Here is a 15,219-nt window from a genome sequence, read left to right on the forward strand (position 1 = left end):
AAGCTCCGAGCGATGAAAAAGCCCCGTCCACGTTATTTTCTGACGCAATCACAGTTCCTTGATCCGCCCGAGCGACTTCATCACGACCTTCCCGGTATCCAGATGCAAAAAGATGGTCCGCGGAATCGAGCCGCCAACGTCGGAAGCCTTCAGCTTGATCTCGTTGCGCTCCATCAAGCGCAACAGCGCCTCGTAATTCTTCTGCCCCGTCAGAAACGTGTCCTCGTTGCGCATGTTCGCGCCGCCGGCAGCCTTGAACTCAAGCCGCTTGATGTCCGCACCCTTCATGGCCATCTTGCGCACCATCATCGCGACACCGGTGTTAACGAACATGTATGGATTCTGCTGCGCGCGCTTGGGAGAAGTCGAAGCACGCGCCAAAAGGCAATGAATCAGCCCGCCTATCCGCTTCTTGGGATCATAAGCGGTAACCCCAAGACAGGACCCGAGCGAATAGGTGACGATAACGTCTTCCGGATTCGTGGAGATCTTCATGTCCGAAATGTTGACGACGAGCAGGCTCATGAACCGGGTACCCCTGATAGTTCCGTGTCGGCATACCATATACCGTTTTTCACGCTTCATCCATTATTTGGATGAAAAACAGGCACCTTTGTCTCCGGCCGACCCTCAGGCGGACCAAAGAGGCGGGTCTCCATTGAACACCCCGCTGACGGGGCGTTACGGTCCATGATTCCTGTCTGACCAGTTCGGCACACCCTGGTGACCAGAGCCCGCCGTCCGCCCCTCGCCAAGCCGCCTACACGCCGTAGCCTTGGAAACGCCTCAACGCGGCTTGGCAAGCCAAATGATTTTGGGAGATTCTTAAGAACCCTTTTGCAAAAGGGTTCTTAAGCCCTCGGAGAGCCCCGGTGCGCCGTCATGGCCCCGCCGGAGGCGATGGCAACGCTTAGTCGTGGCTCCCTTTGAACTGTGCGGTGACTTGTGCGCCGCCGTCGGGCGCGTTGTCGAGGGTCAGGATTGCCTCGTGGCTTTCGAGAATATTGCTGACGATGGCGAGTCCGAGGCCGGTGCCGGAGTCCTTGGTGGTGAAGAACGGGTCCCGGTACTTGTCGAGTTTCTCGGTATCGAAGCCGGGTCCGGTGTCTCGGATGGTGATGGTGATGCTGTCATCCTCGGCGTCCTGCTCGGCGTTGATGAAGATTTCACCGGGGCCTTCCATGGCCTGCATGGCGTTGGAAACGAGGTTGTAAAGGGCTCGGTAGAGCAGGTCCTTGTCGCCCTTGGTGACGAGGTTCTCGGGGCAGTCACGATGGACGGTGATGCCGAGTTTTTCAAATTCCGGTTCAAGGAAAACGGCGATCTGCTCGAGCATCCGACACAGGTCCACGTCGTTCATGACGGGCTGTTTGGGGCGTGCGTAGTCGAGGAACTCGGAGACGGTCCGGGAGAGGCGCTTGGCCTCTTCGTGCAGGGCGTCGAGCAGGCGGGTGTTGCGACCGTCCTTTTCGGCTTTTTTGATCAGCAGTTCTGCGGTGGAGCTTATGATGCCCAGCGGGTTGCGGATTTCGTGCGCCACGCCGGAGACCATGCGCCCCATGCCTGCGAGCTTTTCCTGCTGGAGCAGTTCGCGTTCGAGTCGCTGTTTTTCTTCGAGTCGCTGGCTGTTGATGCGTTCGGCGCGGCCGAGCAGAAAAATAATAATGAAGAACAGGACCATGGAGGTCAGGAGCGATGAAGAGATGATCAGTCGCTCGAAGTTGATGACCTCCATGTATTCGTCGGTGATGTCCTGCGATATCTCGAGGATGCCCATGACCGGGTTGTCGGTGATGGAGGCAAGGTTGGACTCTGCGCGCAGGGGGTAGTGGGAGGTCATGACGATGGAGCCGGGCTTCAGTTTGAGGCTGAAGAGGGCTCCGAGTTTGGAGACCCGGCTGTCGATATTGGCGGTGAACTCCTCGCTGACCCATGTCTGTTCGACCTGTTCGGGGTTGGGGCCCTGCTTGTTCAACTCGTCGGAATCGAGGGAATAGGTGACCGTGCCGTCCGCGTCGAGGATTCTCAGCTTGAGAACCTTGAAGCTGTGGATGGTGGAGCGGACCACCTGATCGAGGCGTTTGAACTGCTCGGGGTCTGATATCTTGATGGAGCCGTAGCGGATGAGCACGGGCAGGGCGAAGCGCGTCCAGACCTGATGGCTGACGTTCTCGGCAAGAAGAAGACCGAACTGTTCCTGCTTCTTGAGCATGGAACGTTCGGTCCTCTCGGAAAGGAATATGGACAGGAGCAGGCTGAATCCGAGGATCAGCGTGAAGATGCTCCACGACAGGACTTTAACGCTCTGCAGCGGCCTGCCGCCGCCTCCGGTCTGCTTATGCAATTCCTCAGAACTCCCGGATTTCCCGTCCGGCGGAGAGGAAGGCGTCGAGGTCCTTTTTTTCGGGTTCGAGGCCGTCCGCGCCGAGGCGGGCCTTGGCCAGCCGCTTGCCGAGTTCCACGGCGGGCTGGTCGAGGGGGTTTATGTCCATGAGCCAGCCGGTCAGGATGGTGGCGGCTCCGAGCAGTGCGATCATCTTTCCGGCCTGTCTGGGGCCGTCCTGCTCCATGCGAAGTTCCACAAGGGGGACGCCGCTTTTCTGCAGGGCCATCATGGTGCCGAGTCCCTCGGCCCTGATGAGTTCCCCGAAGGGCTTGCCCTGCACATAATCGAACTTGGCGGGCAGCTCGTCCGGGAACCGGGGGCCGTCCGGAAGCTCCGGACAGGTCAGGAACAGGCAGGCCTTGTTGCGCGGGCCGTCCAGAAACATCTGGTTCACCGAGTGCTGGTCGGTGACGCCCACGGCGGGGATGGGCTGGCTGCCCTTGCCGTTCTTGCCGAGGCTCTCGGCCCAGAGCTGCGAGAACCAGTCCCCGAAGTCGGCCCAGAGCGGAATGTAGGCGAAAAAGATCAGCTCCGCAAACCCTGCGTCCATGAGCGACTTGCCCCAGCAGGCCAGCCGGAAGGATTCGTGTTTGCCGAGGCTGACGGCGTCCAGCTCCGGGTCGGTCAGCGGCGCGGCGACCTCGCGAGCGCCTTCCAGCAGCGCGTCCACATCGAGGCCGAGGAACATGGCGGGGATCATGCCCACGGCTGAGAGCACGGAGTAACGACCACCAAGATTCTCGGGGACCGGCAGCGCGGTGATGCCGTGCGCTTCGGACTCGTCGCGCAGGAAGCCCGACTCCCCGGTGACGAAGAGCATGTTCTCCTTCCAGCGGTCGCCGCGGACCGTGCGCAGCCAGTCGCGCACGATGAAATACTGGCCCACGGTTTCGATGGTGCCGCCGGACTTGGACACGGTGACGACCACGGTCTTTTCCGGTGGCAGACGGTCGAGGTAGCCTTCCAGCGTGGACGGGTCCACGTTGTCGGCGATCCAAAGCCACGGCCCCTCGTGCCCGGGCATGTCCTGCTGCGGGAAGAAGGCCTTTTGCAGCGCCCGCGCCCCGAGGGCCGAGCCGCCGATGCCCAGCAGCAGCATGTGGTCGAAGGACCGCAGGCGGCCGCGGAGTTCGGCCAGCTGGGCCTTGAGTTCGTCGAGATAGGGCATGGTCAGAAACGGCAGATCGCCGCTTCCCGTTTCCTGAATGAGCCTGCGGGCCACGGTCTCGGCCTTGGCTGTGCCGGACTCGATGTCCAGCCGCTCCAGATCCGCCCCGGTCCAGTCAAGTATGTCGGTCATGCTTCTCTCCTTGTCTTTACTGCCTCAAGACGATTGCATCCTTGCGTAATGCCTTGTTTTTTCAATTATGGCAACCACTTTGGGGCACTTTGAATCACCCTTGTAACACGAAAGTCCCCGACGTGCATGATTTTCCGGGGGAGTGATGCGAAAGACTCCGTGTCGCGGCCCGATGACGCTTTTCCCATCGAATCCGGCGGTTAGGCGTTCCCGTAGCAATTTTGTTTGCTCGTTCCGGGCATTCCGGCTATGCTTCCGGCCGGTCCGTCAGGTAAGGGTTGCGGAATTGGAACCGTTAACGGGGAGTTCGTTTTGAGCCTCGACATTCTTGAAGAATTTCATAACCCCGATTTGTGCCGGAGGTTGCTGGACCAGCTCTCCGGTGAGCTTGAGGGGGAACTCAGATTCATGGAGGTGTGCGGCACGCACACCGTGGCCATTTTCCAGAGCGGGCTGCGTTCACTGCTGCCCGAGGGCATCGTGCACCTCTCCGGTCCGGGCTGCCCCGTCTGCGTGACGCACGAGTCGGAAGTCAACGCGTTTCTGGACCTTGCCGAGCGCGACGACGTGATCATAGCCACCTTCGGCGACCTGATGCGCGTCCCCGGCCATGGCGGGCGCAACCTCAAGGCCGCACAGGCCGACGGGGCGCGGGTGAATGTGATCTACTCGCCGTTCGACGCCCTGAAACTGGCCGCCGAGAACCCGGACTCGACAGTGGTCTTTTTGGGTGTGGGGTTCGAGACCACGGCCCCGACCATCGCCGGCACCATGATCATGGCGCGGCAGCAGGGGTTGACGAATTTCCGGGTCCTGCCCTTCCACAAGACGGTTCCCGAGGCGCTTGCCGCCCTCATGGACGACGTCCAGACACGCATCGACGGATTCATCCTGCCGGGACACGTCTCGGCTGTGATCGGCCTGGAGCCGTACCGCTACATCGCGGACAAGTACCAGCGCAGTGCCATCGTCACCGGATTCGAGCCGGTGGACATCCTGCAGTCGCTGCTGGACATGGTCCGCTGGCGCAACGAGTGTACGCCGAAGGTGACGAACAACTACACGCGCATCGTCGCCGACGAGGGCAACAAGAAGGCCATGAGCGTGATGCATCAGGTCTTTCAGCCCGGCGACGCCCTGTGGCGCGGCATCGGCATGATCCCCGGCTCCGGGCTGGACATTCGTGACGAGTGGGCCGACATGGACGCCAAGCGCGAGTTCGGCATCGCCATCGAGGAAGTCCCACCGCTTCCGGGCTGCAAATGCGGCGAGGTGCTCAAAGGCATCATCTCCCCGGAACAGTGTCCGCTTTTCAAGAAGGCATGTACACCGGCCAAACCCGTGGGGCCCTGCATGGTCTCCACCGAGGGAAGCTGCGCCGCCTACTACAAATACAAGGTTGACTGAGCATGAGCGACAAGATTCTTCTGGACTACGGCTCCGGGGGCAAGGCCTCCCAGCGGCTGGTGTCCGACCTCTTCCTGAAGCACCTCGGAAACGACGAGCTCAACCGCCTGAACGACGCTGCGGAACTGCAGGTCTCCGGCCGCATCGCGGTGAGCACCGACTCCTTCACCGTCGACCCGATCTTTTTTCCGGGCGGCAACATCGGCTCGCTTGCCGTGCACGGCACCGTCAACGACGTGGCCATGCTCGGCGCGGTCCCCAGGTACATTACCTGCGGCTACATCATCGAGGAAGGGCTGCCCTTTGCCGATCTGGAGAAGATCGTCGAGGCCATGGGCGAAGCCGCGCGCAAGGCGGGCGTCAGCGTGGTCACGGGCGACACCAAGGTGGTCCCGCGCGGGGCCGTGGACAAGATATTCATCAACACCACGGGTATCGGTGAAATCGTGGTGGACACGCCCCCTGCCGGCGACCTCGCCCGCCCCGGCGACGCGATCCTGATCAGCGGGACCGTGGGCGACCACGGCCTGACCGTGCTCGGCACCCGCGAGGGCCTCGAGTTCGAAACCGGCGTGCAGAGCGACTCCGCCGCCCTGAACCATCTGCTGGTGCGCCTCATCCGCGAGATTCCCGAAATTCACGTGCTGCGCGACCCCACCCGCGGCGGCCTTGCCACCACCATGAACGAGATCGCCATCAGTTCCGATGCCTGCTGCGAGCTTGACGAGCCGAGCATTCCGGTGCGTCCCGAAGTGGCGGGCGGCTGCTCGTTCCTCGGCCTTGACCCGCTCTATCTCGCCAACGAGGGCAAGTTCCTGTGCGTTCTGCCCGAAGAGCACGCGGAAAAGGCGCTGGCGATCATGCACGGAGACGAGCTTGGTGCTGACGCGCGTCGCATAGGCACCGTCACGGACGCCAACCCCGGGAAGGTTGTGATGATCACAAAACTCGGCGGGAAGCGCCTTCTGAACATGCTGGAAGGCGAACAGCTGCCTCGCATCTGCTAGTCGCAGACACTCGCGAAATGCAAAAGCCCCCGTCCTTGGACGGGGGCTTTTTTCCATGCGTCGCTTTCGGTTCTGGCGGCGGGATGGCCTAGAAGTGAATCTTGGGCCGGTGGGACTCCCGCGCCTTCTCCTGAAGATTCTTGCGCTTACGGTCCTTTCGCTCGATTTCGCTGTCGTAGTACATTTCAAGCTCCGCGTCGGAAATGAAGCCGTCCTTGTCCTTGTCCAACGAGTCCACAGCGACGCCTTCGGGCAGCTTGTCTTCCAGCCCGATGGCTTCAAGCTCCTTCAGGTCGAGCACACCGTCACAATCCACATCGCACTGCTCTGTTCGGATGATTCCCATTTCACGCAGTTGCTCCTTGCGCTGGTCGTTGTCGGCAAGGACGGGAGTGGCGGCGATCAGTATCAGCAGGACAGCGAGAAGCGTCTTCATGGGTGTTCCTTGGTTTTGGAATTGATAATGAAGTATACAAGATTGCACAATTTGCGGACGAGGACAACGGTCCCGACTTGTGGGAACCTGTGTCCGCGGGTATGATTAAGGCATGGAATACACATCCCTTGAAGCGGCGTATCTTGAGGAAGCGGTGCAGGCCGCGCGATTCGAACTCTTCGCCATGCGGGCACAGAAGGACGGCAGGCCGAGGGCCGCGGCTTTCCTGCGGGCCGTGGCGCGCGCCAAGGACGTTCATGCGAAAAAAGCCCTGATGCAGCTTCGCGGCCGCATCGGGACCACGTCCGAGAACATCGGTGAGGCCGGGAAGACGCTCGACGCGCTGCCGGATCGCCTGTCCGAGCTGGTCAGCGACGCGGAAGGGGCGGCCCAGTCCCTGCTGACGCAGTTCCTGAAGACGTCCATGAATCACAAGGCCCGCATGGACCGGCTGGACGAGGACGCGACAGAGCCGTTCCACGTCTGCACGGTCTGCGGCTTCATCGCCGAAGGCGACGTACCGCAGCGGTGTCCCGTGTGTCAGGCCCTGCCGGAGAAGTTCGAGACGCAGTCCCCGGAGACTACTTGAGGGCGAACCGCTCGATTTTCTGCTTGTAGGTGATGATGCCCTGAACAATGCCCTGCGCAAGCCTCTCGAGGTACGCCTTGCGCTTCAGCCGCTTGGCCTCGGTGGGGTTGGTGATGTAGCCGAGCTCCACCAGAATCGAGGGCATCTTCGCCCCCATGAGCACATAGAAGGGGGCCTCGCGCACGCCCTTGTCGCTGACCTTCCACGTTTTGCGCACCGACGCGAGGGTACGCCGCTGCACGTCTCCGGCCAGATCCTTGCTCTCCTTCATCTTGGAGTTGATCATGAGGTCGGTGAGGATGAACTGAAGATCGCTGATGCTCCGCGGATCCACGGAGTTCTCGCGCGCTGCCACGCGGACTGCGTCCTGCGTCTTGGCGAGGTTGAGGCTGTATGTCTCGAGTCCGCTGATGCGGCTGCTGCGGTGGGCGTTGCAATGCACCGAGAGGAACAGGTCCACCTTCTTGACGTTGGCCATGGCCGTGCGCTGCTCAAGCGGGATGAAGGTGTCGTCGTCGCGGGTGTACATGACCTTGAATCCGGCCTGACTCAGGCGGCGCCCGAGAATCTTGACGAACCGCAGGTTCACGTTCTTTTCGTACAGCCCGTTGGCCACCGCGCCGGGGTCCTTCCCGCCGTGTCCGGCGTCGAGCATGACGGTGTTGACGGTCAGCCCGAGCTGTTCGAGCAGATCGCCGGCCATTTTCTTGCTCTCCTTGGGAGGGCGGTACTCGCTGTTGTCCACGGTCTTGTGCCCTTCGGAGGGCGGAGGCGCCGATGTGCCGTCGCTCTGGGGGGAATAGACGTCCACCACGATGCGGAAGGGATTGTCCAGCGGAAAGACCTTGTAGTCCTGAAGGGAATTGAAATCGAGCACCACGCGAGCGGTTTCCTTGTCCTTCTGGCCCACGCGGATCTGCTTGAGGATGCCGTCCGCCACGTTGGTCTTGCGCTTCACATCGCGGTCGAGCTGGGCGCCGACCAGATCGAAATAGAGCCTGTGAGGACGCCCGTGCTTCGGTGCGGGATCAAGCAGCTTGTACCGGAAGGGAACCTTGCCGGCCATCTCGAGCACCACGCGGGTGTAGTCGTCGCTGCTGCGAAAGCGCACCATCTGAAGGTGCGCGCCCTTGGTCGGCGTTGCGTGCACCGCGCCGCTGCGTTTCGGGGACGGCTTGGCCTTCTTCTTTTTGGCAGCCTTGATCCGGCCGCCCCATGCGCGGAGCTGCCGCTTGGCCTTGGGCGCCATGTCTTCGCCCGAATAATTGTCAATGAGATAGGCGAGATCGCGTCTGGCGTTGGTCCGCTCGTTGAGCTTGGTGTAGCGTATGACGGCCCGCCGGTAAATGCAGTCGTCGATCCATGAATGGTGCGGGAACTGCTTGACTGCCTGACTGAAATATTTGACCGCCTGACGGTAGTCGCTCTTCAGCCCGCTCCAGCGACCGAGCTCCTCGTTGGTTCTTCCGAGGTAGTACAGTGACTTGGGGGCAAAAGGCCCGCTCCTGTCCTTGCGGTAGGCCTTCTTGAAGCCGTTTTCCACCTTGCGCCAGTTGGAGCGGTAGCGGGCACGGTCTGAGTCCTTCCGCAAGGAATGGAATTTCTTGTACGTCGTGTTGAAATATGAACTCGCAGGAGCGGCGGAGGCCGCACCCGAGACGAGAACGATCATTATCATGGCGGCAAACGCCGCGGCGAGCTGTCTTCTCGGAAGCATTTCCCATCCTGCGGTTTCGTCCGGTGCGAAGCGCACGGCAAAGCCGTCCCGACCGGCATTCAACGGCTTCGGGCCATATTTAAGGATTATCTACAAAAAGTCCAGAGCGGACAAGGGAGGTGTGGACAACTTTATGCCCGGCCGGTCTCCAGCCACAGCGCCCAGTCCTCGCGCCCGTTCCTGCGCGCTAGCGATGCCGCGGCGTCATGATCGTACTCCACGCAGACGATCTCGGCTTCCCATCCGTTCGGTCCGTCCTCTATGACGGCGTATCTGGCTCTGGGATCGCCGGTCTGCACGGCATGTGAGGGGATCTCCTCACGATAGGCCTGCAGCCCCACGCTGCCGGGATTGACCAGCACGGCTCCCTCGCAGTGCGTGACGCGGGGGATGTGCGAATGTCCGCAGAGCACCATCGGCGGCGGGGGGATCGGCAGCCCCCGCAACATATCGGCGCAGGACTTCATCTCCGGCGCCCCGGAACTCACATCTTCCATGAGACACGCCGCGTCGTCGCCCGGCGCGCCATGCAGCATGAAAAGGCCTCGCACCTGAAGCATGGCAGGCAGATAATACACCCAGTCCCGCGCCTCGGGCGAAAGCTGCTCCCGCACGAATCGCATGGTGGGAGAATCCTCTCCCTCGTCAAGGATGAGCCGGTCCTGATTGCCCCGGATCGTGGGCATGTCCATGGCAGAAAGGATGTCCCATGTCCCGGCGGGATCCAACGGCCCGTAAAAGATGTCCCCAAGGTTGGCAAAGAAGCTGACGCCACGCCGTGCAGCGTCCGCCAACACCGCCCTGAGAGCATACGAATTTCCGTGAATATCAGAAAGAACGGCCGTTTTGGTCATGCTTTTTCCTGTGATCATGGTTGAGGATGCGTCGCGCCGGGCACTCAAACACAAAGCGCGCCTCCCGGCAACCCGTCCCTTCCGCAGGCCGCCGGAGCGCCGCCTTACCTCAGTGCGGTCCTGAACGCCGCGGCCACTTTTCGGAGGTTGTCAATCCAGTCGTAGGCGAGCGGGTCGGCTTTGATCACCTCTCCCTCTATGGCCTTTGCGATGAGCTCGGCGCTACTATCCGAGAACTGGGGCTGAACGAAAATGACCCGGATGTCATCTTCCTCGGCATGGGAGATGAGTTCGCCGAGTTCCTTTGGGCCGGGCTCTTTGCCTTCCAGCTCTATGGGGATCTGCTTCAGCCCGTAGGCTTGCGCAAAATAGCCCCACGACGGGTGGTAGACCATGAACCGCTTTCGCTCAGTCTGGTCGAACAGGCGTCTCAAGTCTGCATCGAGCGTTTCGACATCTTCGACAAACGCCTTGTGGTTTTCCCTGTAGACGGCCCCGTTTGCAGGATCCGCCTCGATCAGCGCGTCGCGTATCACTCCGGCCATTTTTTTTACGAGAGGCGGAGAGGTCCATACATGCGGGTCGGCAATGCCGCGCTGCTTCCCTGCGTCAGCATGATCTTCATGCCCGTGGCCGTCATGGCCGTGCTCGTGGCCATGATGTCGATGTCTTACCATCGGTCGCTTATCGATCTCTTTATCCATAGCGAAAAAAGCTAGTTGCGGACTTGCCGATTGCATCCTCGGCAGCCATGCGGATTCAAACGGCACGCCTATTGAGAAGTACAACCGTGCGCGGGACAGCGCTGTCATCTGCCGAGGCCTTGGTTCGTAGGAAGCCGGACTCGCTCCGGGCTGAACCATGACTGACACGTCAACGAGGTCGCCGCCGATGCGCTCCACGAAGTATTGCTGCGGAACGATACTCACTACAACTTTGGTTGCAGCCTGCGCCGTCCCGCTCATGAGGAAAACGACCGTCAGGACCAGAAGGATTCTTTTCGTCATCGGTTCTCCATGTTGGTTTGGGACTATACTATTGTATTGTCCCGAATCGCGGGAGCGTGTCAAATTACCCCGGCCCGCGGCTGGCTTCGTGAGCCGTTTTCATGATATGGTCGGCGCGGTTTTTCCGATTCCTATCAGCCATTCTTACACGTTCTTCCCGGAGCAGCCATGGAATTTGACGCCAGCACGATCCTTTTCGCATTCGGCCTGACCCTTTTCGCCGGCCTTTCCACCGGCGTGGGCAGCGCCATCGCGTTTCTCTCGCGATCCACCAACACCCGCTTCCTGTCGCTCTCCCTCGGCTTTTCAGCCGGGGTGATGCTTTATGTCTCGTTTGTGGAGATTTTTTTCAAGGCGAAAGACTCGCTCACGCTGGCGCTTGGCGAGGTACCGGGCACATGGGCTACCGTCGGCGCCTTCTTCGGGGGAATCATGCTCATCGCCGCCATCGACCAGCTTGTTCCGGGCTATGAAAACCCTCACGAGATGCACTCCATCGAAGAAATGGACCAACGCATGGAGACGCTGCCCAAAAACGAGGCCCATGACTTCAAGAAGCTCCATCGCACGGGGATGTTCGCGGCGCTGGCCATCGCCATCCACAACTTCCCGGAGGGGCTCGCCACCTTCACCGCAGCCCTGACCGATCCGACCCTCGGGGTCGCCATCGCAGTGGCCATCGCCATCCACAACATTCCCGAAGGGATAGCGGTCTCCGTGCCGATTTATTTCGCCACCGGAAGCAGGGCCAAGGCGTTCAAGCTGTCCTTCCTTTCGGGCGTCTCGGAGCCGGTGGGAGCGCTGGTCGGATACCTGCTGCTCATGCCCTTCTTCACCCCGACGCTGTTCGGCCTCCTCTTTGCCTTCGTGGCGGGTATCATGGTCTACATCAGCCTCGACGAACTCCTGCCCGCCGCGGAAGAGTACGGTGAGCACCACTGGTCAATCAGTGGCGTCGTCGCCGGGATGGCAGTCATGGCGCTCAGCCTCCTCCTTCTTATCTAAAATACAATTTTGTAATACAAGCCTCTCCTATTTGCATTTTTGGCATGTTCACTGTGGCAAAAACGTACAAAAGCCCCTTTTTAAGGCATGTTTGTTTGGCCTGCGATTTGCAACAGCTGCAAACGGAGGTAACAAATGAACGCAACGGACAATGCTTTTATCATCATCTGCTCGGCGCTGGTCATGTTCATGACGCCGGGTCTGGCACTTTTCTATGGCGGGCTGGTCAGGTCCAAGAACGTCCTGTCCACCATCATGCACAGCTTCGTGCTCCTTGGCCTTGCATCCATCGTATGGGCGGTGGTCGGCTACACCCTCTCCTTCGGCAGCGACATCGGCGGCCTGATCGGCGGATTCGATTTCGCCTTCCTCAGCGGCGTCGGGATGACCACTGAAGGTTCACCGGCGGACAATCTGCCGCACCTGACCTTCATGGCGTTTCAGTGCATGTTTGCGGTCATCACGCCCGCACTCATCTCGGGCGCGTTTGCCGAACGAATGAAATTTTCCGGATTCCTGCTCTTTTCCACGCTCTGGATCGTCGCGGTCTACGCTCCCATGTGCCACTGGGTATGGGGCGGCGGCTGGATGGGCGAGATGGGCGCGCTGGACTTCGCAGGCGGCGCGGTCGTACACATGAGTTCCGCGGCGGCCGCTCTGGCCTGCGCGGTTCTGCTCGGCAAGCGCAAGGGGTACGGCAAGACCGCCTTCATCCCGCACAACCTGCCCATGACCGTGCTCGGCGCGGGCATCCTGTGGTTCGGCTGGTTCGGCTTCAACGCCGGGTCCGCCCTCGCCGCGGACGGCAGCGCGGCCAACGCATTCGTAACCACGCACATGGCCACGGCCGCCGCGCTGCTCTCCTGGCTCGCCGCTGAGTGGCTGCACGGAGGCAAACCCACCACGCTGGGCGCGGCTTCCGGCGCAGTTGCCGGACTGGTCGCCATCACCCCGGCGGCAGGTTTCGTGAACCCCATGAACGCCATCCTCATCGGCCTCGGCGCCGGCGTGATCTGCTACGGCGGCATCATGCTCAAAAACAAGTTCGGATACGACGATTCGCTGGACGTGGTGGGCATTCACGGTGTCGGCGGCACCTGGGGCGCCCTCGCCACAGGCATCTTCGCCACCGAGGGAGCCAAGGGGCTGCTCTACGGCAACCCCGGCCAGCTGTGGATTCAGTTCGTCTCCGTCGTCGCCACCTGGGCATTCTGCTTCATCATGACCCTGATCATCTTCAAGGTCGTGGATGCCGTGGTCGGCCTGCGGGCGAACGAAGAGGACGAAGTGCGCGGACTTGACGTTTCCCTGCACAGCGAAACCGGGTATCAGATTTAGACAGGAGTATCGCCATGAAGAAAGTGGAAATCATAACGCGAACGTTCAAGCTGGACGACATCAAGGTCGCCCTGACCGACCTCGGCGTTCAGGGCATGACCGTCACCGAGGTCAAGGGCTTCGGCAGACAGGGCGGTCACAAGGAAGTATACCGCGGGGCGGAGTATCAGGTGGACTTCGTCCCCAAGATCAAGATTGAAATCATCATCGACGACGCGCAGGTGCGAGAAGTGGTGGAAGCCGCAAGGACCGCCGCCTTCACCGGGCATGTCGGCGACGGCAAGATATTCGTCTACCCCGTCGATGAGGCGGTGCGCATCCGCACCTCCGAAACCGGCGACGAGGCCATCTAGGCGAACCGGACACCTCCCCTTGGGCGGACCGTACCCCCCATCTGCGGTCCGCCCAAACCGGGGGAAGATCAGTCGGCGGATGCCCGCACGAGGGCCCGGAACAGGGCCTGCTGACGTTTCGACTGCGGCATGTATTCCGGATGCCACTGCACCCCGAGCATGAACCTGCTTTCGGAGTGTTCGACAGCCTGTATGACGTGATTAAGCTCCCGCGCGGCCACGACCAGCCCCGGGGGCACGTCGTTCACAGCCTGGCGGTGCAGGGCGTTGACGAAGACGGTCCTTGCCCGCAGCAGTTCGGCGAGTCGCGTCTGCGGCTGAAGCAGGATGCGCTTGCGGGGAAGCACGGATTGAATCTGGGGATGCTCCTCGTAGAAATCCCGGAGGTCCTGATGCAGAGAACCGCCCAGATGCACGTTCATCAACTGGCAGCCACGGCATATCCCCAGCACGGGCATATCCTTGTCCATGGCCCGGGTCAGCAGATGCAGCTCGAGGTCGTCCCGGGCGGGGTCGCGCTTGGGGCCGAATTTCAGACCGAACAGCCAGCGCAAGAGAAGCAGAATGACCGCCAGCCCGAGATCGGTCGGCCGCGGCTTCTCCTTGGGGCCGGGATCGAGGGCCTCCATGCCGTAGACTTCGGGGCTGACGTCGGCGCCGCCGCCGAGCACCAGCCCGTCCAGTTCGTAAATCTGTCTGGGGCGCTTGGGGGTGATGCGCACGGGACGTCCTCCCGCACGGAACACGGCGAGCGCCGTGAACCACCAGGCAGGCCCGCCCCCCTTGTCCGGCCCGCAGACGCCAATTACCGGCCGAGCCATTTCGTCACCCTGTCAGGCCAAGAGTCACCGAGAACCCGCTCCGAGATGCGTCTGGATTCAAACCAGTCGCGCGTCATGGCGGTGAGCAGTTCCGGGTCGTTCGCCACCCGCTCCACTTCGAGCCACGACTCCCACTCGAACTCCACGCTCCACCCAGAGTCGTCCAGACGACAATCCGGGAGGCGGTAGTGAAACGCCGGACGCCCCTGAATGAGATCGTGCTCCACCGGATGCTCTTCCAGTTCTTCGGGGACCAGCTCGGCGAACATGGGCAGCATGTCCAGCGCCCGGTTGCGGGTAGGATTGTATTTCATGTAGTCATCAGCAAAACTTCGTACGTCGGAAGGCCAGTATTTCTCGTCAAGTATAAACCTGAGATAGCTTGCCGGAAACCTGTCGATGTAAGGAGAGATGACCCGGGTAAGGTCCACCCCGCGCTCGCGAATCCAGTCCTCAAGAAGCAGGAAGGAGCGCAGGTACGCCAGAAGGGTCTTAAGGGATGTGTCCGGCGGCTCCACGTTGAAGTGCAGGCCGAAGGCGTATGTGAAGCTGGCCCGCGTGCCCCGCGCATGGAGTTCGTGCAGCCTGCGCCGCAGTGTCTCCGCCTCGGAGAGCTTGGAAAAGGGCATGGGCGGCGTAACCACTTCGCAGGGGACCAGATCGGATGCCAGCCCCAGAAGCATCTGCTCGAGCCGCTGGGCTTCGTCGGATACGTCGATGCCTATGAATTCGAGATACTCTTCGTATCGCTTTTCCTTGAGCATGGCGGCGTCCATCTCGACCGTGAACTTGCCCACCGAGGTCTCCTCCACGGTGAAGACAAAGCTGTTCTTGCGCCTGATTTCGCCGCCGAAGACCTCGCGCACGGCCTCGGCCGCGGCTTCCGGGCCGAGCTTGGCGAACTCGAACTCCAGTCCGACCCGGCGCTCGGCGCCGTCATTCTTGTGTTGTATCTGTGGCAGTATCATATCGTTTTCCATAAGTATGTGGTGCCTTCTG

General features: G+C 61.2%; 15 protein-coding genes. 6 read left to right on the forward strand and 9 right to left on the reverse strand.

The window, feature by feature from the left end:
- Positions 1 to 48: 48 nt before the first annotated feature.
- The 3 genes from BR24_RS06360 to BR24_RS06370 all read right to left on the reverse strand — a co-directional run bounded on the left by BR24_RS06360 (position 49) and on the right by BR24_RS06370 (position 3,686).
- Positions 49 to 525: a chemotaxis protein CheD gene (locus BR24_RS06360; protein ID WP_496540654.1), complete on the reverse strand. Its 477-nt coding sequence runs from the start codon at positions 523 to 525 to the stop codon at positions 49 to 51.
- Between the two features lie 385 nt (positions 526 to 910).
- A complete protein-coding gene (locus tag BR24_RS06365; protein WP_496540655.1) occupies positions 911 to 2,344 on the reverse strand; it encodes a sensor histidine kinase in 1,434 nt (477 codons plus the stop codon).
- Positions 2,345 to 2,348: 4 nt separating this feature from the next.
- A complete protein-coding gene (locus BR24_RS06370; RefSeq protein WP_496540656.1) occupies positions 2,349 to 3,686 on the reverse strand; it encodes a phosphoglucose isomerase-related protein in 1,338 nt (445 codons plus the stop codon).
- A 312-nt stretch (positions 3,687 to 3,998) separates the two neighbouring features.
- Between BR24_RS06370 and hypD the strand changes: the two genes are divergently transcribed.
- The gene (gene hypD, locus BR24_RS06375) at positions 3,999 to 5,093 is read left to right on the forward strand and encodes a hydrogenase formation protein HypD (protein WP_496540657.1); all 1,095 of its coding nucleotides are present in this window, start codon (positions 3,999 to 4,001) and stop codon (positions 5,091 to 5,093) included.
- A gap of 2 nt (positions 5,094 to 5,095) precedes the next feature.
- Positions 5,096 to 6,100, forward strand: coding sequence for a hydrogenase expression/formation protein HypE (gene hypE / locus BR24_RS06380; RefSeq protein WP_496540658.1), 1,005 nt, complete (start codon positions 5,096 to 5,098; stop codon positions 6,098 to 6,100).
- 88 nt (positions 6,101 to 6,188) lie between these two features.
- Here hypE and BR24_RS06385 read toward each other — a convergent pair whose 3' ends face one another.
- Complete coding sequence (locus BR24_RS06385; RefSeq protein WP_496540659.1) at positions 6,189 to 6,536, reverse strand: hypothetical protein; 348 nt, start codon at positions 6,534 to 6,536, stop codon at positions 6,189 to 6,191.
- A gap of 112 nt (positions 6,537 to 6,648) precedes the next feature.
- On the opposite strand from BR24_RS06385, the gene BR24_RS06390 reads away from it, so the two are divergent.
- Positions 6,649 to 7,125 (forward strand): rubredoxin-like domain-containing protein, encoded by a 477-nt coding sequence (locus tag BR24_RS06390; RefSeq protein ID WP_496540660.1) that lies wholly within the window; start codon positions 6,649 to 6,651, stop codon positions 7,123 to 7,125.
- On the opposite strand, the gene BR24_RS06395 is transcribed toward BR24_RS06390, so the two are convergent.
- From BR24_RS06395 to BR24_RS06405, 3 genes are all read right to left on the reverse strand, one after another.
- Complete coding sequence (locus BR24_RS06395; RefSeq protein WP_496540661.1) at positions 7,118 to 8,842, reverse strand: N-acetylmuramoyl-L-alanine amidase; 1,725 nt, start codon at positions 8,840 to 8,842, stop codon at positions 7,118 to 7,120. The genes BR24_RS06390 and BR24_RS06395 overlap by 8 nt on opposite strands.
- A 131-nt stretch (positions 8,843 to 8,973) precedes the next feature.
- A complete protein-coding gene (locus BR24_RS06400; RefSeq protein WP_496540662.1) occupies positions 8,974 to 9,696 on the reverse strand; it encodes a metallophosphoesterase family protein in 723 nt (240 codons plus the stop codon).
- A 104-nt stretch (positions 9,697 to 9,800) separates the two neighbouring features.
- Positions 9,801 to 10,703, reverse strand: coding sequence for a metal ABC transporter solute-binding protein, Zn/Mn family (locus tag BR24_RS06405; protein ID WP_496540663.1), 903 nt, complete (start codon positions 10,701 to 10,703; stop codon positions 9,801 to 9,803).
- Between the two features lie 168 nt (positions 10,704 to 10,871).
- On the opposite strand from BR24_RS06405, the gene zupT reads away from it, so the two are divergent.
- From zupT to BR24_RS06420, 3 genes are all read left to right on the forward strand, one after another.
- The gene (gene zupT, locus BR24_RS06410) at positions 10,872 to 11,708 is read left to right on the forward strand and encodes a zinc transporter ZupT (protein ID WP_496540664.1); all 837 of its coding nucleotides are present in this window, start codon (positions 10,872 to 10,874) and stop codon (positions 11,706 to 11,708) included.
- A gap of 135 nt (positions 11,709 to 11,843) precedes the next feature.
- Positions 11,844 to 13,046, forward strand: a complete 1,203-nt coding sequence (locus tag BR24_RS06415) for an ammonium transporter (protein WP_496540665.1) — start codon at positions 11,844 to 11,846, stop codon at positions 13,044 to 13,046.
- 14 nt (positions 13,047 to 13,060) lie between these two features.
- Entirely contained in the window at positions 13,061 to 13,399 is a 339-nt protein-coding gene (locus BR24_RS06420) for a P-II family nitrogen regulator (protein WP_496540666.1), read from the forward strand.
- A 68-nt stretch (positions 13,400 to 13,467) separates the two neighbouring features.
- Here BR24_RS06420 and BR24_RS06425 read toward each other — a convergent pair whose 3' ends face one another.
- Together BR24_RS06425 and BR24_RS06430 are read right to left on the reverse strand one after the other, a co-directional pair.
- Entirely contained in the window at positions 13,468 to 14,220 is a 753-nt protein-coding gene (locus BR24_RS06425; RefSeq protein ID WP_496540667.1) for a gamma-glutamyl-gamma-aminobutyrate hydrolase family protein, read from the reverse strand.
- The gene (locus BR24_RS06430; protein ID WP_496540668.1) at positions 14,205 to 15,188 is read right to left on the reverse strand and encodes an amidoligase family protein; all 984 of its coding nucleotides are present in this window, start codon (positions 15,186 to 15,188) and stop codon (positions 14,205 to 14,207) included. Before BR24_RS06430 ends, BR24_RS06425 begins: the two co-directional genes overlap by 16 nt.
- Positions 15,189 to 15,219 lie beyond the last annotated feature (31 nt).

This window comes from Pseudodesulfovibrio halophilus DSM 5663 (genome assembly GCF_059568665.1).

What these genes read in the sequence shown, in the direction of transcription:
- BR24_RS06360 (WP_496540654.1), bottom strand. Translation starts at nt 525, where the DNA reads ATGAGCCTGCTCGTCGTCAACATTTCGGACATGAAGATCTCCACGAAT.
- BR24_RS06370 (WP_496540656.1), bottom strand. Translation starts at nt 3,686, where the DNA reads ATGACCGACATACTTGACTGGACCGGGGCGGATCTGGAGCGGCTGGAC.
- hypE (WP_496540658.1), top strand. Translation starts at nt 5,096, where the DNA reads ATGAGCGACAAGATTCTTCTGGACTACGGCTCCGGGGGCAAGGCCTCC.
- BR24_RS06385 (WP_496540659.1), bottom strand. Translation starts at nt 6,536, where the DNA reads ATGAAGACGCTTCTCGCTGTCCTGCTGATACTGATCGCCGCCACTCCC.
- BR24_RS06390 (WP_496540660.1), top strand. Translation starts at nt 6,649, where the DNA reads ATGGAATACACATCCCTTGAAGCGGCGTATCTTGAGGAAGCGGTGCAG.
- BR24_RS06395 (WP_496540661.1), bottom strand. Translation starts at nt 8,842, where the DNA reads ATGCTTCCGAGAAGACAGCTCGCCGCGGCGTTTGCCGCCATGATAATG.
- BR24_RS06400 (WP_496540662.1), bottom strand. Translation starts at nt 9,696, where the DNA reads ATGACCAAAACGGCCGTTCTTTCTGATATTCACGGAAATTCGTATGCT.
- BR24_RS06405 (WP_496540663.1), bottom strand. Translation starts at nt 10,703, where the DNA reads ATGACGAAAAGAATCCTTCTGGTCCTGACGGTCGTTTTCCTCATGAGC.
- zupT (WP_496540664.1), top strand. Translation starts at nt 10,872, where the DNA reads ATGGAATTTGACGCCAGCACGATCCTTTTCGCATTCGGCCTGACCCTT.
- BR24_RS06415 (WP_496540665.1), top strand. Translation starts at nt 11,844, where the DNA reads ATGAACGCAACGGACAATGCTTTTATCATCATCTGCTCGGCGCTGGTC.
- BR24_RS06420 (WP_496540666.1), top strand. Translation starts at nt 13,061, where the DNA reads ATGAAGAAAGTGGAAATCATAACGCGAACGTTCAAGCTGGACGACATC.
- BR24_RS06425 (WP_496540667.1), bottom strand. Translation starts at nt 14,220, where the DNA reads ATGGCTCGGCCGGTAATTGGCGTCTGCGGGCCGGACAAGGGGGGCGGG.
- BR24_RS06430 (WP_496540668.1), bottom strand. Translation starts at nt 15,188, where the DNA reads ATGATACTGCCACAGATACAACACAAGAATGACGGCGCCGAGCGCCGG.